The following is a 20,757-nucleotide window of genomic DNA, read 5'->3' on the forward strand; positions in this document are numbered from 1 at the left end:
ATTCAGGGGCGGTCCGAGTCCGAGTATCATAGCCGCGAGGCCCGCCGGGGCCCAGGAGTCGAATGGCCCGTCGTCTCTCCATGTGCCGTCCCTGAGGGGACCGGGAAGGGGTCCGGACACGGCCTGGGTGATTCCCCCTCCTTCGGCCCATCCACGAATCCCCGGGGCCCGGCGATCGGGTTCCCGCACCGGTCGTCTCGGCTCCCCGCTTGATCCGGGGCCACGGGCCCGCCGACAATGAGCCGTCCCGACCGAGGCCGACCCGGGGGGACCGGCCGGACGACCGACCCGGAGTCCGGCCGGGCGGCGAAGCCGGTGACGACTTCCTCCTTGCCGACGAGGGTGGGCATGCCTCGATCGATCGCGCGATACGGCTGGATCCCCGACCTCCCCGACCAGCGTGACCGCCGCTATTCGGCGGAGCAGGCGACCCTGCAATCACTGCCCCGGGATGTCGACCTCCGGCCCCGGTGCCCGGCGGTCTACGACCAGGGCCAGCTCGGCAGTTGCACGGCCAACGCCATCGCCGGGGCGATGGAATTCCTCCAGATGGAGGAGCAGCTCTCCCCGGTATTCACGCCGTCACGCCTGTTCATCTATTACAATGAGCGGGAGATTGAGGGGACGGTCGGGACCGACTCGGGCGCCTCGCTGCGGGACGGGATGAAGTCGGTCGCCTCGCAGGGCGCGCCGCCGGAGGCGGACTGGCCCTACGACCCGGCCCGATTCGCGGAACGGCCGCCCGAGTCGGCGTATCAGGCCGCCGAGGCGGACCGGGCCCTGCTGTACCTGGGAGTGCCGAGGAGCCTGGTCCAGATGCGGGCCTGCCTGGCGTCCGGCTACCCGTTCGCCTTCGGCTTCACCGTCTACGAGGGCTTCGAGGGGCCGGAGGTGGCCCGGACCGGGGTGGCGTCGCTGCCCGGCTACGGCGAGTCGGTCGTGGGAGGCCACGCGGTGCTCGCCGTCGGCTACGACGACGACTCGGCCCGGTTCCTCGTCCGGAACTCCTGGGGGCCGGGCTGGGGGATGGGCGGCTATTTCACCATGCCGTTCGCCTACCTGACCGACCCGGACCTGTCGAACTCCTTCTGGACGATCCGGGTCGTGGAGTGAATTCCATGGAGAGCACGACCCCCACCGCCCCCGGAGCCCCCCCGAGCCTGGCGCCGGCCGGCCGGGCCTTGCGATGGTCCCGGGCGACCTCGATGGCGATGGCCCTCGGCCTGGTCCTGGTCGCGGCGGCGGGGATGGTCGTCGTCCCCCGGTCGCACCTCGGGGGGTGGGCGGCGGTGATCTCGGTCCTGACGCTGATGATCGTCGTCGTCGGGCGGGCGACCACGGGGAGGGCGGCCGGGGCCCTGATCGATCGTCGCAACCGGTTCAGCCTCTCCCGCCTCCAGTTGCTCGCATGGACCGTCCTGGTCCCCTCGGCCGCCTACGTCGCGTGCATGGCGAACATCGGCTCCCGGGCCCCGGACCCGCTGCGGGTCGACGTGCCCCAGACGCTCTGGGCGCTGATGGGGCTCGGGGTGACCTCGGCGGTCGGGGCGCCGATGATCCGGGAGGCCAAGACGCGTCGGAAGGTCGACCCCGGGGAGCTGCATCGGGCCATGCAGTCCCGGGTCGAGCGGGCCGGGACCTCGGTCCCGGCCGATTGCTTCTCCAACGTCGGCCCGATCCTCGTCAACCGGGGCGCCGAGGGGGCCTCGTTCTCGGACCTGCTGACCGGCGACGAGGTCGGGGACGCCCCCTTCACCAGCCTCGGCAAGCTCCAGTTCGCCCTCGTCTCGATGCTGGTGCTGATCCTCTACGCCGCCGCCCTCGCCGGGGTCCTGGGCCAGCCGGCGCCGATCCGGGCATTGCCGGCGCTCGACAACGGGCTGGTCACCCTGATGGGCATCAGCCACGCGGGCTACCTCGCCCACCAGGCGGCCCCCCAGAGCCTCTCCCCGGCCTGACCCGGGGGCCGGTCACCAGGCGAAGTAGTAGTAGGTCACCGGGGCCACCGGCCCGGACGCCGGGCCGACCCACTGCTGCTGCGGCGTCTCGATGAACGGCCACGAGGAGGGGACGACGGGCCAGGAGACGTAGGAGACCGGCTGCACCGGATAGACGTAGACGACGGGATAGGTGAATTCCGTCGGCCCGAAGAACGGGAAGGGGGGCGACGGCGAAGGGCCAGGGGTCGGTCCGTTCGCGGGGGAGGGCGACGGATCGGGAGGGTCGGGGCGGGGAGTCGGGGTCGGGGTCGGAGCCGGGTCCGGGGCGGGCGTCCCCCCAAGGATCCGGGCGACCAATCGGCCGGCCTGCGCCCGGAGTGCCGGGCCCAGGTCCATGGTGTCGGCCCCCGGCTCTCCGGCCACCTCGGCGAACTCGTTGAGGACGTATTGCGTCAGGATCCGCTCCCGGTCCGCCCGGCTCAGCCCGGCGATCTCCCCGGCGATCCCCTCGGCCATCCGGCGGACGTGGGCGAGCTGCCCGGCCGACAGCGCAGGGCCGTCCTCCGGATGCGGGGCGTCCTGGCCCGGGGCGGCGATCGGCGCGAGCGCGATCAGCAGGGTCGCCGCGACCGCGAGGGTCGGGCGGGGGGCGGGCTGCGGTCGATGGTCGGTCGGCATGGGTCGGATCCCGGGCGGACTGGGACGGCTCGTCACGCGACGGCCCTCCCCAAGCTTATCCCCCCGCCTGGACGATCGGCGATCCGGTTCCCGCGATTCGGGGCGGCGGCCGGGTCCGCCCGACCCGGGGGGGCGACCTATCCGGGGGGCTCGCGTCGTCCGGGGCCCCGGCCCAGATCGCCAAGAACCGGGGACGGCCGGGGCGGATGGGCTCGCCGAGGAGCCCGACGCTCACTATGCTATAGTGAATTTTCGACGAGAATTCCTTGATCTCCCCATGGTGAGGCTCCCCGAGTGTCGCAGGAGGATTCGAGCCGAGACGCCCAGGAACTGGCCGACTTCGGGTACCGGCAACGGCTGGACCGGACCCTGGGCAGCTTCTCCTCATTCGCCGTCGGCTTCTCGTACCTGTCCATCCTGACCGGCCTGCCGCAGCTCTTCTACCTGGGCTACGGGGCCGGCGGGCCCGCCTTCTTCTGGACCTGGCCGGCGGTCTTCCTCGGGCAGTTCCTGGTGGCGCTCTGCTTCGCGGAGCTGGCCTCGGAGTTTCCCCTCTCGGGGGGCGTCTACCAGTGGTCCAAGCACGCCGGTTCGCCCGGCGTGGGATGGATGGCCGGCTGGGTGTACCTGGCCTGCTCGGCGATCACCCTCTCGGCCGTGGCGCTGGCGTTGCAGGTGACGCTCCCGCAGCTCTCCCCGGCGTTCCAGTTCATCGGCTCGGGCGACGACCCGACCGACGCCGCCCGCAACGCCGTGCTGCTGGGCTGCGTGCTGCTGGTCTTCAGCACGCTGGTCAACTCGGTGGGCGTCCGGCTGCTCTCGCGGATCAACAACGTGGGGGTCTTCGCCGAGATCGTCGGCGCGGTGCTGCTGGTGGTCCTGCTCGCCTCGGCCATGAAGCGGAGCCCGGCCATCGTGCTGGAGACCTACGACCGGGGGGAGGGCCACCCGCTGGGCTACCTCGGCGCCTTCCTCGGCGCCGCCCTGACGGCGACCTACGTGATGTACGGCTTCGACACCGCCGGGTCGCTCGCCGAGGAGACGGACGAGCCCCGACGCCGGGCCCCCCGGGCGATCCTCGGGGCACTCGGCTCGGTCGGGCTGGTCGGGGCGCTGCTGATCGTCACGGCCCTCTGCGCCGTCTCCGATCCGGCCGACCCGATGCTGGGGCAGGTGACCGGCGGCATGCCGTACGTCATCACCCAGGTCCTGGGGTCGGCGCTGGGGCGGCCCCTGCTTTGCTTGCTGGTCGTGGCGGTCACCGTCTGCACGCTCACCGTGCACGCCGCCGCCGTCCGCCTGATGTTCGCGATGGCCCGGGACAACAACCTGCCCTTCTCCGAGGGGCTGGCCCGGATTTCGGAGACCTCGCGCACCCCCACCCTGCCGGCCGTCTTCCTCGGGGCCTGCGCGGTGGTGCTGCTGGTGGTGAACGTGAACTACCCGAGGGTGATCGAGGTCATGGCCTCCGTCTCGATCGTCTGGGCGAACCTCGCCTACCTGCTGGTGACGGCGCCGCTGCTCCTCCGCCGGATCCGGACCGGGGCCCGGGGCTCCGGCCCGTTCTCGCTGGGCAAATGGGGGCTGCCGATCAACGCCCTGGCCGTGGCCTGGGGGGCATTCGTGATCGTCAACCTCGGCTGGCCGAGGGCGGAGGTCTACGGCGACGGCCCGCTCCGCCGGTTCTGCGCCCCGCTGATGACGGCCGCGATGCTGCTCATCGGGGGCTCGTACTACCTGCTGGTCCGCCGTCACAAGACCGGCGTGCTGGAGACCCACCGGGCGCCGGCGATGGCCCCCGGGTCGATGTTGCTCGATCACGACGGGGGAGGACGCGGATGAGTACGCCGGGATCCGGGGGCGAGGGGCTGATTCGCCGAGGGCTCGCCTGGGGCGTCCACCTGTACACGGCGATGGGGCTGGTGATCGCCTCGGCGGTCGCCGTGCTGCTGGTGCAGGGGGGGGGCGAGGCGTTCCGGGGCGCCTTCCTGCTGATGGTCATCGCCACGCTCGTCGACGCCACCGACGGCACCATGGCCCGCAAGATTGGCGTGAAGCGCGTCCTGCCCGGCTTCGACGGCCGGAAGCTCGACGACCTGACCGACTACCTCACCTACACCTTCCTCCCCCTCTTGCTCATCTGGCGGGCCGAGCTGCTGCCCCCGGGGCAGGAGGGCTGGCTCGTGCTGGCCCTGCTCGCCAGCGCCTACGGCTTCTGCCAGGTCGAGGCCAAGACCGACGACGGCTACTTCCTTGGCTTCCCCTCGCTCTGGAACGCCGTGGCCTTCTACCTGTACGTGCTCCAGCTCCCGGGCTGGGCGGCGCTGGGCTTCGTCATCCTCTTCAGCCTGATGACCTTCGTCCCCAGCCGATACCTCTACCCGTCGCAGCCGGGTACGATCAACAAGCTGAGCAACGTCCTGGCCGTGCCCTGGTCGATCCTGCTGATCTGGATCCTCTGGAGGCTGCCCACCGAGACGACCCCCACCGCCGACGACCCGGCCTACCCGCTGGCGGTCGCCTCGCTGTTCTACCCGGTCTACTACATGGGCGCCTCGTGGATCATCACCGTGAGGCGGTGGCTCCAGGGAGACCCGCCCCACCGGGAGGCCCCGGCCGCATCGGCCTGACCACCTCCCGGCCGGACCGGTCGAGCCGATCGCGTTCAGTCCAGCGGCAGCAGCTCGACCTTCCGGAACTCGATCGGGTGGCTCTCCGACTGCAAGGCGATGTGACCGCCGGTCAGCAGCAGGTCGTCGCCGTCCCTCAGTCGTCGGGCGTCGGCGTCGTCGGGGTCGAGCTGGGGATCCCGGTACTCGATCACGACCTCGCCGTCGACGAGGTGCCGGATCAGCCCGTCGCCGTTCACCTCGACCTCGACCGTCACCCACCGATCCCCCCGGTAGGTCTCGGAAGTCGAGTCCGTGCAGTGCCGGGTGAGCAACTCGCCGTCCATCTCGACGTGGGTGCCGGGGGTGCAGAGGTTCGCCGTCGGCCGCTCCCCCTGCTCCAGCCCGCCGAGGAACTGGACCTCGATTGAGACGGGGAACTCCTGGTCCGTCCTCATGCTCTCGGCCGACTGCGAATGGATCATCGCCCCGCTGTTGCGGATCGCCCAGCCCGGCCCCCCGGGACACTGGTCGCCTACGAACCGGTACTCGACCCGGAGCCGGTAGCTGGAATACGACTCGTCCGACACGAGGTGCCCGAACCGGCCCCCGAACTCGTCATAGCCGTCGAACGACACCTTGAGCAAGCCGTCCTCGACCCGGAAGGTGTCGGCGTAGTTCTCCCCGGCCTCGGACCCGGTGATCTTGGGCGTCCAGCCGGTCAGGTCCTTGCCGTTGAACAGGGCGATCCACCCCTCCTCGGCCGGGGCCTCCTGGGCGGTCGCCGGGCCCGGGACGACGAGGCAGAGGGCGAGCAACGGGGCGATTCTCGTTCTGGCGGTCATGGCGATGCTCCGGGTGCGGGGAGGGCGTCGATCAGAAGTCGAATTGGTCGATGTTTTCCTCGGTGAACGTGAACGGCTCGCCGAGCAGGATGTTGTCCCCCCGGATGTCGACCGTCCCGAGGCGTCCGGCGTCGAACCGCTCGTCGCCCGCCTCCAGGGTGCCGTCTTCCAGGGCCTTGGCGGCGTGGACCGTGAGGTATCCCAGGTCCATCGAGTTCCAGAGGATGACCGCCTCGGTGATCCCGTCGTGGACGTACCGCTTGTTGTCGTTCGGCAGGCCCAGGCCGATCACCTTCACGTCGTCCCGGCCCGACTGCTTCACGGCCTCGGCCGCGCCGGGCACGGCCGGGGTGCAGATCGCCATGATCAGCTCGACGTCGGGGTGGGCGTTCATGATGTTGTTCGCCTCGTCGTACGCCTTCTGCTGGAGGTCGTCGCAGGGGCGGAGCACGGCCATCTCGATGTCGGGGTACGCCTCCTCGCGCCTCAGCTCGATCTGCTCCTGCCAGGAGATCATGTTCGCCGCCGTCAGCGAGGCGGTGATGATGGCGAACTCGCCTTCTCCCCCCATGATCTCGGCCGCGGTATCCATCAACGCCCGGCCGATCCCCTCCGGCGTCGCCTGGTTGACGAAGAAGGTGCGGGCGTCGGTGGCCGCGTCGGCGTCCCAGGTGATCACCTTGATCCCCCGGTCCTGGGCCTTCTTCAACACCGAGGCGATCCCGTCCCGGTTCTCGACCGCCACGGCGATCACGTCCACGCCCCGGGTGATCCAGGTGTCGATGATCTGGTTCTGCCGCGCCGGGTCCGGGTCGGTCGGCCCGTCCCAGATCAGATTGACCCCCAGCTCCCGGGCCGCCTCCTCCGCCCCCTGCCGGCAGGCGATGAAGTAGGCGTTCCCCTTGCTCTTGGGCATCATCGCCACGGTGATCGGCCGGTCGGCGGGGTCGCCGCCCCGGTCGGCGACCGGGGCTGAGTTGCCCCCGGCCCCCGCCCCGACCAGCCGATCGGCGATCGTCCGCACCATGTAAACATTGCTGGCCGCGATGATCGCCCCGGCCGCGAGGATCACGGCGCAGATCACGGCCACCTGCGAGTTCTTCACGGTCCACTCCCCTTCATGTTCGTCCTGAGAGCGATCCCTCGGATGCGGGGCCGTCGCCCTCCCCGGCCTCCGGTCGAGGCCGATCGCCACGAGCAGGAGCACCCCGGTGAGCACCCCCGACAGCTCGGCCGGCAGGTCCGCCAGCCTCATCCCGTTCTGCAGGACCGCGATGGTGAACAGCCCGAGCAGCGTGCCGACCACGCTCCCCCGTCCCCCGAAGATCGACGTGCCGCCGAGCACCACCGCCGTGATCGCGAGCAGCTCGTAGCCGAGCCCCGCGTCCGCCTTCGCCTGGCCCAAGTGCGACACGTAGACCACTGCCGCCAGGCCCGACGCCGCCCCCGAGAGCACGTAGACCAGCCAGACCAGCCGATCCACCCGCAGTCCCGCGTGCCTCGCCCCCTCGGGCGAGTACCCCACCGCCACCAGCCCTCGGCCGATCGTGCTCCGGTGCAGCAGCACCCAGAACCCCAGGGCCACGGCCGCGAAGATCGGCACCTGCGTCGGCAGGACGCCCGAGACGTACCCCTGGCCCAGGAACAGGAACGGCGCCGGGAAGTCGGTGAAGTTGTCGACGCCGCCCGTCATCCCCTCGGCCAGCCCCCGGAACAGCGAATACGTGCCGAGTGTGACGATCAGCGGCGGGATGCGCAATCGCGTGATCAAGATCCCATTCAGCGACCCCGCCAGCGCCCCCAGGCCGATCGCCAGCGCCGCCGCCAGCGGGATCGGCAACCCCGCGTCCCGCCAGAGCATCCCGAAGACGACCGCCGCCAGCCCCATCAGGGAGCCGACCGACAGGTCGATGCCACCGCTCACGATCACCGGCGTCAGCGCCACCGCGAGCAACCCGATCTCGACGCTCAGCCTCAGCACCTCGAAGCCGTTGCCGACCGTGAAGAAGTTCGTGCCGATGGCCGCGAAGACCAGGATTTCCAGCCCCAGCAAGGCCGCCAGCGCCGCCTGGGCCGGCTCGAGCGAGCCCGGCCTCGGCGGGGTCGACCGGCCAACGGTCGCCTCGGTGGTCGTCGCCATCTCAGCGTCCCCCCCGGTCGAGGGCGTCGGTGGCGACGGCCAGCAGGATGATCATCCCCTGGACCGCCTTCTCCCACTGCGGCTCGGTGCCGAGGAACACCAGCGCCGGCCCGATCGCCCCCAGCAGCGCCACGCCGATCAGGGCCCCGATCGGCGTCCCCCGGCCCCCCGAGATCGCCACCCCGCCGACGACCACCGCCGCGATCACCCGCAATTCCAGCCCCGTGCCCGCGTTCGGGTCCACGTCCACGAACCGGACGGCGCTCAGCAAGGCCGCCAGGCCCGTCAGCGCCCCCATCGCCGCGAAGGCCCCGAACACCACCCGGTTCGGCCGGACCCCGGCCAGCCGGGCCGCCTCGGGGTCGGACCCCGTCGCGTACACCGCACGGCCGGCCGCGAGGTTCCGCAGGCCCCACGCAAATAGGAGGAACACCAGCAAGGAGGCCGCGAGGATTACCCACTGGCCCGTCGACTGCCCGGCCCCGAACCACTGGAATTGCGCCGGCAGGTCGCGCACGAAGGCCCCCTGCCGGCCGTAGCGCAGCGCCTCCCGCCAGATCACCATCGTCGCCAGCGTCACCACGATCGACGGCAGCCCGACCATCGCCACCAGCCAGCCGTTGACCGCCCCCAGCATCCCCCCGACCAGCAGCGTGCCGACGGCCACCATCGGGATCGGCACCCCGGCCCTCGCCATCAGGCCCGCCGCCACGCCGCAGAGGGCGAACTGGGAGCCGATCGAGATGTCGATCTGGCGGCAGAGGATGACCATCGTCATCCCCACGGCGGCCACGACGACCGACGCGTTGCTCACCGCCATCGCCATCAGCTGTTCCGGGCGGAAGAACCGGGGCGCCAGCACCCCCAGCACCGCGAGCAGCGCGGCCAGGGCGAGGGCCACCGAGAGTTCCCGACGAAACCGACCCAGCCTCATCGCCCCGCGACCTCCCCCGCCTCGTGCCCGATCGCCAGGTGGAGGATCTCCTCCTGCGTCGCGTCCTCGCGGTCCAGCGTCCCCACGATCGTCCCCCCCCGCATCACGGCGATCCGGTCGCTCATGCCCAGGATCTCGGGCAATTCGGACGAGATCATGAGGATCGCCATCCCGTCCCGCGCCAGCACCCCCATGAGCCGGTGGATCTCGGCCTTGGCCCCCACGTCGATCCCCTGCGTCGGTTCGTCCAGGATCAGGACCCGCGGCCGGCTCGCCAGCCATCGGGCCAGGGCCACCTTCTGCTGGTTCCCGCCCGAAAGGTCCCCCACCGGCGTGTCGATCGAGGGCGTCTTGACCCCCATCCGACGCGTCATCGCCTCGGCAAGCGAGCGTTCCTTGCCCCGATCGAGCAGGCCGCCGCGGGAGATCTCCCGGAGGGTCGCCAGCGTCGCGTTCGAGGCGACCGACATCGGCGGGATGACCCCGTGGCGGCGGCGGTCCTCGGGCACGTAGGCGATCCCCAGGCCGACCGCCTCGTCCGGCGACCCGATCGTCACCGGCCGGCCGCCCACCCGGATCGTCCCCGAGTCGGCCGGCGTCAGACCGAACAGCACGCGGGCCGCTTCCGTCCTCCCCGCGCCCACGAGCCCGGCCAGCCCCAGGATCTCCCCCTCCCGGACCGAGAGGCCCACCTCCCGGACCCCCGACTCCCGGCAGCCGATCCCCTCGGCCTCCAGCACCACCCCGCCCGGCTCGACCTCCACCTTCGGGAAGACCGCCGACAATTCCCGGCCGACCATCATCCGGATCAGCTCCGAGCGGTCGACCTCCGCCATCATCCGGGTGCCGACGAGGTGGCCGTCCCGCAGGGCGGTCACGCGGTCGGCCACCCGGGGCAGCTCCTCCAGGCGATGCGAGATGTAGATGATCCCGACCCCGTGCCCCTTCAGCTCACGGGCCACGCCGAGCAGGTGCTCGACCTCCTGCTCGCCGAGCGAGGCCGTCGGCTCGTCCATGATCAGGATCCGGGCGTCCGCCCCGAGGGCCCGGGCGATCTCGACGAGCTGCTGCTCCGGCATCGTCAGCCGGCGGACCTCGACCTCGGGGTCGATCGCCGCGCCGATCCGGTCGAGCAGCCTCCTGGCCCTCGATCGCCGCTCCCCCCACCGGATCCGCCTCCAGGGGCCGCCCGGCTCCAGGCCGAGGGCGATGTTCTCGGCCACCGTCAGGTCGGGGAACAGCACCGGTTGCTGGTAGATCGCGGCGATCCCCAGGGCCCGCGACCGCACCGGGTCGTTCTCCTCGACCCGAAGGCCGAGCACCTCCATCGTCCCCTCGTCGGGACGGTGGGCGCCGGTGATGACCTTGATCAGGGTCGACTTGCCCGCGCCGTTCTCCCCCACCAGCGCGTGGACCTCGCCCGCCCTCAGGTCGAACGAGACCCCCTCCAGGGCCCGCACGCCCGAGAACGACTTGCCGATGCCGTCGAGCCGGAGCAGCGTCTCCACGGTCAGGTCCCCGCCCCGGATCGCGTCGACAGCACCTCGCGCTCATACGCCCGGATCGCGTCGAGCCAGGCGATCCCCGCCGGCACCCCCCGCTCCTGGCAGTGGTAGTCCCAGACCGCCCCGGAGGGCAGCAGCTTCGCCTCCTCCAGCAGGGCGAGCCGCCCGGTCAGGTCGCCCGAGGCCTCCATCTCCCGGAGCCGGTCGATCGGCTCCAGCAGGGCCCGGAGCATCGCCTTCAGCAGGTTCCGGCAGCCGATCACCCAGGCAGCCACCCGGTTGATGCTGGCGTCGAAGAAGTCGAGCCCCAGGCGAACCCGGCCGAGGTAATCCCCCCGCACCAGTTCCTGAGCGATCGCGTCCAGCTCGTCCGAGAGCGTGACGACATGATCACTGTCCCACCGGACCCCCCGGCTCACGTGCAGGAGCGCCTCGCCCAGGAACCCCATCACGGCCGAGAGCTTGTCGGAGAGCACCTCCGTGGGGTGATAGTGCCCGGCGTCGAGGCAGAGCAATATCCCCCGGGAGACGGCATAGGCCAGATAATATTCATACGAGCCGACCGTATACGCCTCGGCCCCGATGCCGAACAGCTTCCCCTCCACCGCGTCCCGGTTCAGGGCCGGGTCGATCGGCCCGGCGAAGATCGCGTCGAGCGACTCCGTCAGCCGCTCCCGGGGGCCCTTGCGGTCGACGGGCGTGTCCTTCGAGCCGTCCGGGATCCAGACGTTCGTCACGCAAGGGGTCCCGGTCGCCTCGCCGAAGGCGGCGCCGATGCGACGGCAGGCGATCCCGTGGTCGACCCAGAAGCGTCGGACGGCCGGGTCCGGGTGGGCGAGGGTCATCCCGTCTTCGGCGAGCCGGTGGGCGAAGAAGGTGGGGTTGAAGTCGAGTCCGACCTTGCGCTCCCGGGCCCAGTCCATCCAGCGGGAGAAATGCTCGGGGAGCAGGGCATCGCGCTCCACCCTCGTCCCGCCGGTCTCGGCGTAGCTGGCGTGCAGGTTCAGGCGGTGCGAGCCGGGGATCAGGCCGAGCGCCTGGTCGAGGTCGGCCCGCAGTTCGTCGGCCGTCCGGGCCCGCCCCGGGTAGCTCCCGGTCACGGCCAGGCCGCCGCCGATCGCGCCGGTGCCGCCCTCGAAGCCGACCACGTCGTCGCCCTGCCAGCAATGCAGCGAGACGGAGATCGACGCCAGGCGATCCAGCGCCGAGTCCACGTCGACCCCGAGTTCGGCGTAGCGCTCACGGGCCAGCGCGAACGCCTCGCGGACGCCCCGATCCATAGACTCGACCCCCAGTCGGCAGAGCGATTGCGGGGTGGCCGCCCTCGGCGAGGCCCCCCGGGATCGCCCTACTCTAGGGGATGACGGGGCCCGACGCGAGGCGCCAGGCCCCCCGCTCAGGCCAGCAATTCCGGCACGACCCGGCCGTGGACGTCGGTCAGGCGGAAGTCCCGGCCCTGGAACCGGAAGGTGAGCCGCTCGTGGTCGAAGCCGAGCTGGTGCAGGATCGTCGCCTGGAGGTCGTGGACGTGCACCGGATCCTCGACCACCGAGAACCCCAGCTCGTCCGTCTCGCCGTGGCAGTAGCCGCCCCGGACGCCGCCGCCGGCCATGAACAGGGAGAAGCAGTCGGGGTAGTGGTCCCGGCCGAGGATCTCGCTGTTGGCGGTCCGGCCCTCCCGGAAGGGCGTGCGGCCGAACTCGCCCCCCCAGATCACCAGCGTCTCATCCAGCAGCCCCCGGGCCTTCAAATCCCGGATCAGGGCCGAGACGGGCCGATCGGTCTTCGAGCACTTCTCCGTCAGCCCGTCTCGGAGGTCCTCGTTCGGGCCGGTGCCGTGGAAGTCCCAGCCCCAGTCGAACAGTTGGACGTAGCGGACGCCCTGCTCGACCAGCCGCCGGGCCAGCAGGCAGTTGTTCGCGAAGCTCGCCCCGCCCGGCTCGGCGCCGTACTCGGCGATCGTCGCCTCGGACTCCCGGGAGATGTCCATCACCTCGGGCACCGACATCTGCATCCGGAACGCAAGTTCATATTGCGCGATCCGCGTATTCGTCTCCGGGTGGCCGAACTGCTCGGCCTGCATCGCGTTCAACTCGTTCAGGGCGTCGAGGCTCCGACGCCTCAGGTCCCGGTCCATCCCCGGCGGGTCGGAGACGTACAGCACCGGGTCCCCCTTCGACCGGCACTGCACCCCCTGGAAGACCGACGGCAGGAACCCGCTCCCCCAGGCCCCCTGGCCGGCGCTCGGCTGCACGCCGTTGGAGATGAGCACCACGAACCCCGGCAGGTCCCGGCTCTCCGACCCCAGGCCGTAGGTCACCCAGGAGCCGAACGACGGCCTCCCCTGCCTCGGCGAGCCGGTGAACAGCAGCAGCTCGGCCGGGGCGTGGTTGAACTGGTCGGTGTGCATCGACTTGATGACGCACAGCTCGTCGGCCACCCCGTGGAAGTTCGGGATCGCGTCGGACATCCAGATGCCCGACTCTCCCGCTCGGGAGAAGGTCCGCGGCGTCCCCAGCAGCTTCGGCGTCCCGGAGGTGAAGGCGAAGCGACGGCCCTCCAGGAACTCCTGCGGGCAGTCCTTGCCGCTGTGCTTCACGAGTTCCGGCTTGTAGTCGAACAGGTCGAGGTGCGGCGGGGCACCGGACATGTGCAGATAGATGACGTTCTTCGCCTTCGGGGCGAAGTGGGGCGGCTTCGGGGCGAGCGGAGCGTCGAGCGAGGCCCGGTCGGCCCCCCGGGCGCCCTCGCCGAGCATCGAGGCGAGCGCGACGGCCCCGAGGCCGACCGGCATCTCCTTCAGGAAGTGCCGGCGGGTGGTGTGCTGCAGGCGTTCGGTGCGGGGGTCCATCGTCGATTGCCTCCGGGGGGCCTGAGATGCTCCGGTCGATCGATCAGTCGTCCGGCCAACTCAACGCTTCAGGAACATCTCATCCAGGTTCAGCAGCACGTTCCCGACCACCGTCCACGCCGCCAGCTCCGCCGGATCCATGCCCTCGGGCAGCGGGCCGAGCGGGTCGGTGGCCATCGCCCGGGCCGCGTCCCCGTCGGCGGAGAAGCCCGACCGGGCGTCCTCGAACAGCGAGAGGATCCGGTCGAGTTCGTCGGTCGACGGCTCCCGGGCCAGGCAGAGCCGGAACCCGTGCCGGGCCTGATCCTCGGTCGAATCGCCCCCCTCGGCCACCATCCGCCTCGCCAGGGCCTGGGCCGCCTCGATGTAGACCGGGTCGTTCAGGGTGACGAGGGCCTGGAGCGGGGTATTCGTCCGATCGCGCCGGACGATGCAGATCTCCCGGTTCGGGGCGTCGAAGGTCGTCATCGAGGGATAGGGGTTGGACCGCCGCCACTCGGTGTAGAGGGCGCGACGGTAGCGGTCCTGGCCCTCGCTCGTCCCCCGGTCGATCGCGCTGCCGAAGGCGGCCCGCAAGCCGGTCTCGGGCCGGGGAGGATTCACCGGCGGCCCGTACATCCTCGGGCTGAGCAGGCCGGAGACGAAGAGCGCCTGGTCCCGGATCATCTCGGCCGAGAGGCGGAACCGGGGCCCCCGGGCGAGCAGGGCGTTGTCCGGATCCCGATCCAGCAATCTCGGGCTCACCGTCGACGATTGCCGATAGGTGCTCGACGTGACGAGCAGCCTGAAGGACGCCTTGAGGTCCCAGCCCGATCGGACCAACTCGGTCGCCAACCAGTCGAGCAGCTCGGGGTGGGTCGGCGGATCGCCCTGCGAGCCGAACTCCTCGCTCGTCCCCACCAGCCCCCGGCCGAAGACCTGCTCCCAGCACCGGTTCGCGATCACCCGGCCCGTGAGCGGGTTCTCCCCCGAGACGAGCCACCGGGCCAGCCCGAGCCGGTCGGGTTCCTCCCCGTCCGGGAGCGGGTGGAACGACTCGGGCACGTCGGGGGCCACCTCCTCCCCCAGGTCCAGGAAATTCCCGCGGCGCTGGATGTGGGTCGTCCGCCGCTCGGCCTCGGGCAGCTCCCGCATGATCGGCACGGTCGTGTAGGGCGTCAGCTTCCGCTCCAGCTCCGCCAGCCGATCGCGCTCAGACTGGAGGATCGGCGTGATGCTCAGGAAATGATCCGAGAGTTTCTTCGCCTGTTCCTCGGTGCGGTCGGCCGGGTCGATCGCCAGGATGGTCCGGATCTCCTCCGGCGTCTTCGCGTCCGGCGAGCCAGGTCCCGGCTCCTCGGGGAAGGAGCGTTCCCAGTCGAGCTGGGCGTAGCGCAGCTCCGGGGTCGGCGTCGAAAGCGTGTTCCTCAGCGCCTCGGCTTCGCGCTCCCAGTCGGCCTTGCGGGCCTCCTGCTCCTCGGTGAAGAGGGGGAGCGTGGGGGACTCGTCCCGCTGGTCGGCGTCGGCGGTCGAGTTCAGGATGGCGAAGAGGCGGAAGTAGTCGACCTGGGAGATCGGGTCGTATTTATGCGTGTGGCACTGAGCGCAGGCCATGGACGTGCCCATCCAGACGGTCATCGTCGTGTTCACCCGGTCGACTATCGCCGCGTTGCGGAACTCCTCGTCGTCGGTGCCCCCCTCGCTGTTCGTCATCGTGTTGCGGTGGAAGGCGGTGGCGATCAATTGCCGCTCGGTGGGCTCGGGCAGCAGGTCGCCGGCGACCTGCTCGACCGTGAACCGGTCGAAGGGCAGGTTGTCGTTGAAGGCGTCGATCACCCAGTCTCGATAGGCCCAGATGGTCCGGCTCGGGTCGTCGGCGTACCCGGCCGAGTCGGCATAGCGGGCCAGGTCCAGCCAGAGGCGGGCCTGGTGCTCGCCGTAGGACTGCGACGCCAACAGGCGATCGACCAGGTCCTCGTAGGCGTCGGCCGACTCGTCGGCGAGGAAGGCGTCCACCTCCTCCAAGGTCGGCGGCAGCCCGGTCAGGTCGAGCGACACCCGGCGGATCAGCGCGGCCCGGTCGGCCTCGGGGGAGGGTGCCAGCCCCTCGGCCTCGATCCGGGAGAGGACGAAGCGGTCGATCGGGTTGGTCGGCCAGGTCTCGTCCGAGACCTCGGGCAGCGCCGGCCGATCGGGGGGCACGTACGACCAGTGCTCCTGGAACTCGGCCCCCTGCTCGACCCAGCGGCGGAGCAGGGCCCGCTCCTCGGGGGTGACCGCCTTGCCGACGCCCGGCGGCGGCATCACGTCCAGTCCGTCCTCCGACTCGACCCGGTAGATCAGCTCGCTGGCGTCCGGGTCGCCGGGGACGACGGCCGCGTACCCGCCCCGGTCGGCCAGGGCGTCGGCCTCTCGGTCCAGGCGGAGGCCCGCCTGGCGCTCGGCCTCGTCCGGGCCGTGGCAGAAGACGCACTTGTTCGAGAGGATCGGCCGGATGTCCCGGTTGAAGTCGATCGCCTCGTCGTCGCCGAGGGCGAGGGCCGGGGCCGGGGCGGCCGATGCCAGCAGCGCCGCCGAGACGACCGCGCCGATCAATGTCCGAACGATCATGCGAGCAACTCCTTGACGACATGCCCGTGGACGTCGGTCAGGCGGAAGTCCCGGCCCTGAGCGCGGTAGGTGAGCCGTTCGTGGTCGAGCCCCAGCAGGTGGAGGATCGTGGCCTGGAGGTCGTGCACGTGCACCGGGGCGTCGACGACGTGGAAGCCCAGGTCGTCGGTCTCCCCCAGGGTCACGCCCGGCCTGATGCCGCCGCCGGCCAGCCACATCGTGAACGCCTGCGGGTGGTGGTCGCGGCCCAGGCTCCGGCCGAGCGTCGCGTTCGACTCGACCATCGGCGTGCGGCCGAACTCACCCCCCCAGACCACCAGCGTCTCGTCCAGTAGCCCCCGGCGCTTCAGGTCGGCCACCAGGGCCGCCGAGGCCCGGTCGGTCTGGCCGCACTGGGCCCTCAGGCCGCCTTCCACGTCGGAGTGGTGGTCCCACCCCTCGTGATAGAGGTTGATGAACCGGACGCCCCGCTCCACCATCCGCCTCGCGAGCAGGCAGTTGCTGGCGAACGACGCCTTCCCCGGCTCGGCCCCGTACAGGTCGAGCGTCTCGGGAGACTCGTCGGAGAGGTCCATCAACTCCGGGGCGCTCGACTGCATCCGATACGCCATCTCGTACGAGGCGATCCGGGAGGCGATCTCCGGGTCCCCCACCCGCCCCAGGTGCCGCTCGTTGAGCGACCGGACCAGGTCCAGCGAGTCCCGCTGCAACCGATCGTCATATCCCGGCGGGTTGGTCACGTTCAGGATCGGGTCCCCCTCCGACCGGAAGACCACCCCCTCGTACGCCGTCGGCAGGAAGCCGCTCGACCAGTTCGCCGCCCCCCCGCTGATCCCGCCTCCCGACGAGAGGACCACGAACCCGGGCAGGTCCGCCGCCTCACTCCCCAGGCCGTAGGTGACCCAGGAGCCCATGCCCGGCCTCCCCGGCAGCGGGGAGCCCGTGTTCAGGAAGATCTGGGCCGGGGCGTGGTTGAACTGGTCCGTGTGCACCGATTTGACGAAGGCCAGGTCGTCGACCACCCCCGCCAGGTGCGGCAGGATCTCCGAGAGCGACGCGCCGCTCTGCCCGTGCCGGGAGAACCGGAACCGGGGGGCGAGCAGGCTCGCGTCCCGCCGGATGAAGGCGTAACGCTGGTCCTTCACCACCTCGGCCGGCACCGGCCGTCCGTCGAACCGCGACAGGGTCGGCTTGGGGTCGAACAGGTCGAGCTGGCTCGGGGCCCCGGCCATGAACAGGTAGATCACGTTCTTCGCCCTCGGGGCGAAGTGGGGCGCCTTCGGGGCCAGGGGGCTCGCCAGGTCCGGTCGGACCGCATCGGAGCCGCGCACCCGCCCGTCGAGCAGCAACGACGCCAGGGCGATCTTCCCCACGCCGACGCCGCAGTCCCGGAAGAAGTGCCGGCGGGTCGTCGACCGTCGGCATTCCCCCTCGGCAATCGTCCGGAAGCCCGGATTCGTCGCCCGCATGGCTCACTCCGAGGTGATCGTCTCGTCCAGGTTCAGCAGCGCCCGGCAGGTCGCCGCCCAGGAGGCCCGCTCGGCCAGGTCCGGGGCGTGCTCGTCCCCGGCGATCGCGGCGGCGTCCAGCTCCCCGGCCTCGACCCGGGCCCGCTGCGCCTCGACGAAGTCCAGGATCGCCGCCACCTCCGACGCCCCCGGCCTCCTCCCCAGCACGAGGCGGAAGGCGCGGACCGCTCTCGCCTCGTCGTCGCCGTCGGGCAGCTCGGCCAGGACCCGACGGGCCATCGCCTGGGACGCCTCGACGAACACCGGGTCATTCAAGAGGGTGAGCGCCTGCAACGGCGTGTTCGACCGCTCCCTCCTCGTGCAGGTCACCTCCGAAGTCGGCGCGTCGAAGGTGAGGAACGCGGCGTACGGGGCCGTCCGCTTGAGGAAGGTATAGAGCCCGCGCCGGTATCGGTCGGGGCCCGTGCTCGTCGGCCAGGATGGGCCGCCGTAGGCGATCGAGGTCACCCCCTCCGGCTGCGGCGGGTAGACGCTCGGCCCGCCGATCTCGGGGACGAGCAGGCCGCTCGCCGCCAGGGCCAGGTCGCGCACCTGCTCGGCCTCCAGCCGCATCCGGGGGCCCCGGGCGAGCAGGACGCTCTCCGGGTCCCGTTCCAGGAGCGTCGGCGGCACGTCGGACGACTGGCGATAGGTCGCACTTGTGACGATCAGCCGATGCATCCCCTTCAGGCCCCAGCCCGAATCCTCGAACTCGACGGCCAGCCAGTCGAGCAACTCCGGATGAGACGGCGGCTCCCCCCTCGTGCCGAAGTCGTCGAGCGTCGGCACGATCCCCCTCACGAAGTGCGCCGCCCAGAGGCGGTTGACCGTCACCCGGGCGACCAGCGGGTTCTCGTCGCCAACGAGCCAGCGGGCCAGCGTCAGGCGGTCGGGGGCCGGCTCCCCCTCCTCCGAGATCGGGTGCAGGACCGACGGCACGCCGGGCCCGACCGGCTCGCCGATCGCCAGGAACTCGCCCCGGGGGTGGATGTGCGTCGTCCGGGAGTGCTCGGGTCGTCGCTCCCGCATCACCATCGTCGTCGGGAATTCGGGCATCGAGTCGCGGAGCGTCTCGATCCGCTCGTGCTGCTCGACCAGCTCGGGGGCGATCGACAGATAATACTGTGTGATTCGCTCCCGCTGCGCCGCCGATCGCTCGGCCTCCGGCACCCGGGCGATCGCCTCCACGTCCGCCGGCAGGCCGGAGGCGACCGGCTCGGGGTCGGTCGTGACCGAGATCCGGAAGCGGCCGATCGTCATCTGGTGGATGTATTCCTGCCGGATCGTCAATACGAGCCGGTTCGTCCCGCCTTCGAGCGGCCGTTCGAAGGCGAAGACGGCCGCGTGGGGCTCGCCGATTTTCCCCTTCACGTTCCAGCCGGTGTCGGGGACGCCGTCAACCGCCTTCGACGCCGGGTGCCCCTCCTCGGCATGATCCTCGGTCGCGCCCGAGATCGTCACCGGCCCCAGGTCGCCCCCCGCGGCCCCGGCCTCCGCGAGGAACTCGGTCAGCAGGAAGTCCCCCACCGAGAATAACGGGGCCCGGCCGGGGCCGCCGTCGGGCAGGCTCTCGTGCGGGAGCACCTCCAGCCTCAGGCCGGTGACCCCTCCCAGGTCGGCCTCCAGTTCGACCGTGTACACGTCCTGGTTGGGTTTGTCCCCGCTCACCAGCACCGAGCCGTCGTTGAGCAATTCCATCGTCGCGCCGTTCTTCGAGGCGAGGCCGGTCGGCTTGATCGTCGTCCAGTCGAAGGTGCGTAGGCCGGACTCCCAGCCGGCCCTCGACCCGTCCAGGTGCTGCCGCCGACGCTCGCCCTCGGTCAGGGCGGGGTCGCCGTCGGGGGGCATCGGGAACTGGTCCGCGAGTTCGGCGACGAGGGCGTCGACCTGCCCTTGAATTTCGGCCCGCCGCCGGGCGATGACCGGGTTGGGGACGGGGATTTCGGGCTCGTCGGCGTTGTTCAGGAAGGCGAAGAGTCGGAAATACTCGCGCTGGGTGATCGGGTCGAACTTGTGCGTATGGCACTGGGCACAGCCGACGGTCAGCCCCAGCCAGGTCGACCCCGTGGTCGCCACCCGGTCGACGACCGAGGCGTAGCGGAACTCCTCGACGTCGATCCCCCCCTCCTCGTTGATCATCGTGTTCCGGTGGAACCCAGTGGCGACCCGCTGATCGGTCGAGGCGCCCGGCAGCAGGTCCCCGGCGACCTGCTCGACCGTGAACCGGTCGAAGGGCATGTCCGCGTTCAGGGCGTCGATGACCCAGTCCCGGTAGGGCCAGATCGAGCGTTCCCGGTCCTTCTCGTAGCCGTTGGTGTCGGCGAACCGGGCCAGGTCGAGCCACCGCCTCCCCCACCGCTCGCCGTAGTGCGGGCTGGCGAGCAGGCGGTCGACCAGCCGCTCGTAAGCGTCCGGCCGGTCGTCGCCCAGGAACGCATCCACCTCCTCCGGGGTCGGCGGCAGGCCGATCAGGTCGAGCGAAAGGCGCCGGATCAGCGTGGCCCGGTCGGCCTCGGGGGAGGGGACCAGCCCCTCGGCCTCCAGCCGGGACAGGATGAAGCGGTCGATCGGGTTGGCGGGCCAGGCCGCGTCGAGCACCCCCGGCAGTCCGGGCCGATCGGGGGCCTCGAACGACCAGTGATCGCTCCGGGCGGCCTCGGCCGGTGCGCCCGGGTCGTCCCACGGTGCCCCCTGGTCGATCCAGGCCTGGAGCAGGCCGACCTGCTCGCCCGACAGCGGCGCGCCGGTGGGGGGCATGGTCGAGAGCGGGTCCAGCCCGGCGACCTTCTCGATCAGGAAACTCGCCGCGCCGTCCCCCGGCTCGATCGAGGGACCGGAGTCTCCCCCGACCATGGCGTCGGCCTCGTTATCCAGCCGGAGGCCCCCCTTCCGGGTCTCGGGGCCGTGGCAGGAGACGCAGCGCGTCTCCAGGATCGGCCGGACCTCCGCCTCGAAGTCCACCGGCCGGTCGATCGCCGGGGGCAGGCCCGTCCCGTCGTCCTGCGGCACCGGGGCCGATCGGGCCGTCGACGGCAGGGCGATCAGCGCGACGGCAGCTGCGGCTCGGATCAGGAGAGGGCGGGGGCGGGCCATCGGATCACCATCCGGGTCTTCTGGCGGGCTCGGCGGGGCGAGGAGTCGGGTTCCGTCGGGGCTGC

14 protein-coding genes are annotated in these 20,757 nt (G+C 71.4%); 4 read left to right on the top strand and 10 right to left on the bottom strand.

Going from position 1 to position 20,757, the window contains the following annotated elements:
• The first annotated feature begins 348 nt into the window (after positions 1-348).
• Entirely contained in the window at positions 349-1,113 is a 765-nt protein-coding gene (locus ElP_RS18450) for a C1 family peptidase (protein WP_145271766.1), read from the top strand.
• Positions 1,114-1,118: 5 nt separating this feature from the next.
• Positions 1,119-1,958: a hypothetical protein gene (locus tag ElP_RS18455; protein ID WP_145271768.1), complete on the top strand. Its 840-nt coding sequence runs from the start codon at positions 1,119-1,121 to the stop codon at positions 1,956-1,958.
• 12 nt (positions 1,959-1,970) lie between these two features.
• Here the strand turns inward: ElP_RS18455 and ElP_RS40695 are convergent, their stop codons facing one another.
• Complete coding sequence (locus ElP_RS40695; RefSeq protein ID WP_145271770.1) at positions 1,971-2,618, bottom strand: hypothetical protein; 648 nt, start codon at positions 2,616-2,618, stop codon at positions 1,971-1,973.
• A gap of 294 nt (positions 2,619-2,912) precedes the next feature.
• Here ElP_RS40695 and ElP_RS18465 point away from each other — a divergent pair, with 294 nt between their 5' ends.
• Both ElP_RS18465 and ElP_RS18470 read left to right on the top strand, forming a co-directional pair.
• Positions 2,913-4,460 carry an amino acid permease gene (locus ElP_RS18465; protein WP_145271772.1) on the top strand — a complete coding sequence of 516 codons (1,548 nt, stop codon included), beginning with the start codon at positions 2,913-2,915 and terminating at the stop codon, positions 4,458-4,460.
• The gene (locus ElP_RS18470; protein ID WP_145271774.1) at positions 4,457-5,248 is read left to right on the top strand and encodes a CDP-alcohol phosphatidyltransferase family protein; all 792 of its coding nucleotides are present in this window, start codon (positions 4,457-4,459) and stop codon (positions 5,246-5,248) included. Before ElP_RS18465 ends, ElP_RS18470 begins: the two co-directional genes overlap by 4 nt.
• A gap of 35 nt (positions 5,249-5,283) precedes the next feature.
• Here ElP_RS18470 and ElP_RS18475 read toward each other — a convergent pair whose 3' ends face one another.
• The 9 genes from ElP_RS18475 to ElP_RS18520 form a co-directional block, all read right to left on the bottom strand.
• Positions 5,284-6,072: a 3-keto-disaccharide hydrolase gene (locus ElP_RS18475; protein WP_145271776.1), complete on the bottom strand. Its 789-nt coding sequence runs from the start codon at positions 6,070-6,072 to the stop codon at positions 5,284-5,286.
• A gap of 31 nt (positions 6,073-6,103) precedes the next feature.
• Positions 6,104-8,212: a substrate-binding domain-containing protein gene (locus ElP_RS18480; protein ID WP_145271777.1), complete on the bottom strand. Its 2,109-nt coding sequence runs from the start codon at positions 8,210-8,212 to the stop codon at positions 6,104-6,106.
• Position 8,213: 1 nt separating this feature from the next.
• Positions 8,214-9,146: an ABC transporter permease gene (locus ElP_RS18485; RefSeq protein ID WP_145271780.1), complete on the bottom strand. Its 933-nt coding sequence runs from the start codon at positions 9,144-9,146 to the stop codon at positions 8,214-8,216.
• On the bottom strand, positions 9,143-10,654 hold the full coding sequence (locus ElP_RS18490) for a sugar ABC transporter ATP-binding protein (protein ID WP_145271782.1): 1,512 nt from the start codon (positions 10,652-10,654) through the stop codon (positions 9,143-9,145). The genes ElP_RS18485 and ElP_RS18490 overlap by 4 nt, the downstream gene beginning before the upstream one ends.
• 2 nt (positions 10,655-10,656) lie before the next feature.
• On the bottom strand, positions 10,657-11,931 hold the full coding sequence (locus ElP_RS18495; protein WP_145271784.1) for an L-rhamnose isomerase: 1,275 nt from the start codon (positions 11,929-11,931) through the stop codon (positions 10,657-10,659).
• A gap of 116 nt (positions 11,932-12,047) precedes the next feature.
• Positions 12,048-13,502 carry a DUF1501 domain-containing protein gene (locus ElP_RS18500; protein WP_145271786.1) on the bottom strand — a complete coding sequence of 485 codons (1,455 nt, stop codon included), beginning with the start codon at positions 13,500-13,502 and terminating at the stop codon, positions 12,048-12,050.
• A gap of 60 nt (positions 13,503-13,562) precedes the next feature.
• Positions 13,563-16,091 carry a PSD1 and planctomycete cytochrome C domain-containing protein gene (locus ElP_RS38335; protein WP_197446161.1) on the bottom strand — a complete coding sequence of 843 codons (2,529 nt, stop codon included), beginning with the start codon at positions 16,089-16,091 and terminating at the stop codon, positions 13,563-13,565.
• Positions 16,088-17,560 (bottom strand): DUF1501 domain-containing protein, encoded by a 1,473-nt coding sequence (locus tag ElP_RS18515; RefSeq protein WP_145271788.1) that lies wholly within the window; start codon positions 17,558-17,560, stop codon positions 16,088-16,090. Before ElP_RS18515 ends, ElP_RS38335 begins: the two co-directional genes overlap by 4 nt.
• A 3-nt stretch (positions 17,561-17,563) precedes the next feature.
• Positions 17,564-20,692: a PSD1 and planctomycete cytochrome C domain-containing protein gene (locus ElP_RS18520; protein WP_145271790.1), complete on the bottom strand. Its 3,129-nt coding sequence runs from the start codon at positions 20,690-20,692 to the stop codon at positions 17,564-17,566.
• Positions 20,693-20,757 lie beyond the last annotated feature (65 nt).

Origin of the sequence: Tautonia plasticadhaerens (assembly GCF_007752535.1) — a bacterium.
In the GTDB taxonomy this organism is placed as follows: Bacteria; Planctomycetota; Planctomycetia; order Isosphaerales; family Isosphaeraceae; genus Tautonia; species Tautonia plasticadhaerens.

Coding starts and splice junctions, on each gene's coding strand:
- ElP_RS18450 (WP_145271766.1), top strand. CDS start 349: ATGCCTCGATCGATCGCGCGATACGGCTGGATCCCCGACCTCCCCGAC.
- ElP_RS18455 (WP_145271768.1), top strand. CDS start 1,119: ATGGAGAGCACGACCCCCACCGCCCCCGGAGCCCCCCCGAGCCTGGCG.
- ElP_RS40695 (WP_145271770.1), bottom strand. CDS start 2,618: ATGCCGACCGACCATCGACCGCAGCCCGCCCCCCGCCCGACCCTCGCG.
- ElP_RS18470 (WP_145271774.1), top strand. CDS start 4,457: ATGAGTACGCCGGGATCCGGGGGCGAGGGGCTGATTCGCCGAGGGCTC.
- ElP_RS18475 (WP_145271776.1), bottom strand. CDS start 6,072: ATGACCGCCAGAACGAGAATCGCCCCGTTGCTCGCCCTCTGCCTCGTC.
- ElP_RS18480 (WP_145271777.1), bottom strand. CDS start 8,212: ATGGCGACGACCACCGAGGCGACCGTTGGCCGGTCGACCCCGCCGAGG.
- ElP_RS18485 (WP_145271780.1), bottom strand. CDS start 9,146: ATGAGGCTGGGTCGGTTTCGTCGGGAACTCTCGGTGGCCCTCGCCCTG.
- ElP_RS18495 (WP_145271784.1), bottom strand. CDS start 11,931: ATGGATCGGGGCGTCCGCGAGGCGTTCGCGCTGGCCCGTGAGCGCTAC.
- ElP_RS18500 (WP_145271786.1), bottom strand. CDS start 13,502: ATGGACCCCCGCACCGAACGCCTGCAGCACACCACCCGCCGGCACTTC.
- ElP_RS38335 (WP_197446161.1), bottom strand. CDS start 16,091: ATGATCGTTCGGACATTGATCGGCGCGGTCGTCTCGGCGGCGCTGCTG.
- ElP_RS18515 (WP_145271788.1), bottom strand. CDS start 17,560: ATGCGGGCGACGAATCCGGGCTTCCGGACGATTGCCGAGGGGGAATGC.
- ElP_RS18520 (WP_145271790.1), bottom strand. CDS start 20,692: ATGGCCCGCCCCCGCCCTCTCCTGATCCGAGCCGCAGCTGCCGTCGCG.